1 rRNA gene is annotated in these 3,071 nt (G+C 55.0%); it reads left to right on the forward strand.

Annotated features, from left to right (window positions below):
* Nucleotides 1-55: 55 nt before the first annotated feature.
* A 23S ribosomal RNA gene (locus AC5RUO_RS19925) occupies nt 56-3,071 on the forward strand; the annotation flags it as partial.

A 3,071-nucleotide genomic window follows, 5' to 3' on the forward strand; every position in this document is an offset into this window, starting at 1 on the left:
TTGGTGTGGTTGGTTTCTGTGGTTCTCTCGAGTGTTTTTGTTGTTGATCTTTTGTGGTCAAGTTTTTAAGAGCACACGGTGGATGCCTTGGCATTAGGAGCCGAAGAAGGACGTAGGAATCTGCGATAAGCCTGGGGGAGTCGATAACCGGACTGTGATCCCAGGGTGTCCGAATGGGGAAACCCCGCCAAGCGCGCGAGTGACTTGGTGACCCGTACCTGAACACATAGGGTGCGTGGAGGGAACGCGGGGAAGTGAAACATCTCAGTACCCGCAGGAAGAGAAAACAATAGTGATTCCGTTAGTAGTGGCGAGCGAACGCGGATCAGGCTAAACCGTTCCATGTGTGATAGCCGGCGGGCGTTGCATGGTCGGGGTTGTGGGACTTTCCGTACCAGTTCTGCCGGGCTGGTGGGGTGTGATGTGCGCGCATAGGTGAACGGTTTTGAAAGGCCGGCCAGAGAGGGTGTTAGTCCCGTAACCGTAATGCGTTTGTGCCGCCTGTGAGAGTATCCCAAGTAGTACGGGGCCCGAGAAATCCCGTGCGAATCTGTCAGGACCACCTGATAAGCCTAAATACTCCCTAATGACCGATAGCGGACCAGTACCGTGAGGGAAAGGTGAAAAGTACCCCGGGAGGGGAGTGAAACAGTACCTGAAACCGTGTGCTTACAATCCGTCGGAGCAGCCTTGTAGCTGTGACGGCGTGCCTTTTGAAGAATGAGCCTGCGAGTTAGTGTTACGTCGCGAGGTTAACCCGTGTGGGGCAGCCGTAGCGAAAGCGAGTCTGAATAGGGCGTGTGAGTGGCGTGATCTAGACCCGAAGCGAAGTGATCTACCCATGGCCAGGTTGAAGCGACGGTAAGACGTCGTGGAGGACCGAACCCACTTCAGTTGAAAATGGAGGGGATGAGCTGTGGGTAGGGGTGAAAGGCCAATCAAACTTCGTGATAGCTGGTTCTCCCCGAAATGCATTTAGGTGCAGCGTTGCGTGTTTCTTGCTGGAGGTAGAGCTACTGGATGGCTAATGGGCCCTACAAGGTTACTGACGTCAGCCAAACTCCGAATGCCGGTAAGTGAGAGCGCAGCAGTGAGACTGTGGGGGATAAGCTTCATAGTCGAGAGGGAAACAGCCCAGACCACCAACTAAGGCCCCTAAGCGTGTGCTAAGTGGGAAAGGATGTGGAGTTGCTCAGACAACCAGGAGGTTGGCTTAGAAGCAGCCATCCTTAAAAGAGTGCGTAATAGCTCACTGGTCAAGTGATTCCGCGCCGACAATGTAGCGGGGCTCAAGTACACCGCCGAAGTTGTGGCATTCATACATGTTCTAAGCCTTTGTGGTTCAGGAGTATGGATGGGTAGGGGAGCGTCGTGTGGGCGGTGAAGTCGCGGTGGAAACCAGCGGTGGAGCCTACACGAGTGAGAATGCAGGCATGAGTAGCGAAAGACGGGTGAGAAACCCGTCCGCCGGATGATCAAGGGTTCCAGGGTCAAGCTAATCTGCCCTGGGTAAGTCGGGACCTAAGGCGAGGCCGACAGGCGTAGTCGATGGACAACGGGTTGATATTCCCGTACCGGCGAAAAACCGCCCATGTTGAACAGGGGATACTAACTGCCCGAAACCTGCCCGACCGTCCTTTGGACGGAAGGGTTTTGGTGGAGCGCAGGACCTGATCCTGGGAGGCAAGCGTATTAACAGGTGTGACGCAGGAAGGTAGCCGAGCCGGGCGATGGTTGTCCCGGTCTAAGGATGTAGGGCGAGTGGTAGGCAAATCCGCCACTCATTGTGCCTGAGATCTGATGGGACCCCCGTATGGGGGGATTCGGTGATCCTATGCTGCCGAGAAAAGCATCGACGCGAGGTTTTAGCCGCCCGTACCCCAAACCGACACAGGTGATCAGGTAGAGAATACTAAGGCGATCGAGAGAATTATGGTTAAGGAACTCGGCAAAATGCCCCCGTAACTTCGGGAGAAGGGGGGCCCCAACCTTGAACGGACCATGCGTCCGGGAGGGGATCGGGGCCGCAGAGACCAGGGGGAAGCGACTGTTTACTAAAAACACAGGTCCGTGCGAAGTCGCAAGACGATGTATACGGACTGACTCCTGCCCGGTGCTGGAAGGTTAAGAGGACCGGTTAGCCTGTAAGGGCGAAGCTGAGAATTTAAGCCCCAGTAAACGGCGGTGGTAACTATAACCATCCTAAGGTAGCGAAATTCCTTGTCGGGTAAGTTCCGACCTGCACGAATGGAGTAACGACTTCCCCGCTGTCTCAACCATAAACTCGGCGAAATTGCAGTACGAGTAAAGATGCTCGTTACGCGCAGCAGGACGGAAAGACCCCGAGACCTTTACTATAGTTTGGTATTGGTGTTCGGAGTGGCTTGTGTAGGATAGGTGGGAGACGTTGAAGCCCGGACGCCAGTTCGGGTGGAGTCATCGTTGAAATACCACTCTGGTCACTTTGGACATCTAACTTCGGCCCGTAATCCGGGTCAGGGACAGTGCCTGATGGGTAGTTTAACTGGGGCGGTTGCCTCCTAAAAAGTAACGGAGGCGCCCAAAGGTTCCCTCAGCCTGGTTGGCAATCAGGTGTCGAGTGTAAGTGCACAAGGGAGCTTGACTGTGAGAGAGACATCTCGAGCAGGGACGAAAGTCGGGACTAGTGATCCGGCGGTACATTGTGGAATGGCCGTCGCTCAACGGATAAAAGGTACCTCGGGGATAACAGGCTGATCTTGCCCAAGAGTCCATATCGACGGCATGGTTTGGCACCTCGATGTCGGCTCGTCGCATCCTGGGGCTGGAGTAGGTCCCAAGGGTTGGGCTGTTCGCCCATTAAAGCGGTACGCGAGCTGGGTTTAGAACGTCGTGAGACAGTTCGGTCCCTATCCGCTGCGCGCGCAGGAAATTTGAGAAGGGCTGTCCTTAGTACGAGAGGACCGGGACGGACGAACCTCTGGTGTGTCAGTTGTACTGCCAAGTGCACCGCTGATTAGCTACGTTCGGATGGGATAACCGCTGAAAGCATCTAAGCGGGAAGCTCGCTTCAAGATGAGATTTCCATACAC

The organism is Arthrobacter sp. Y3221087, from assembly GCF_059089905.1.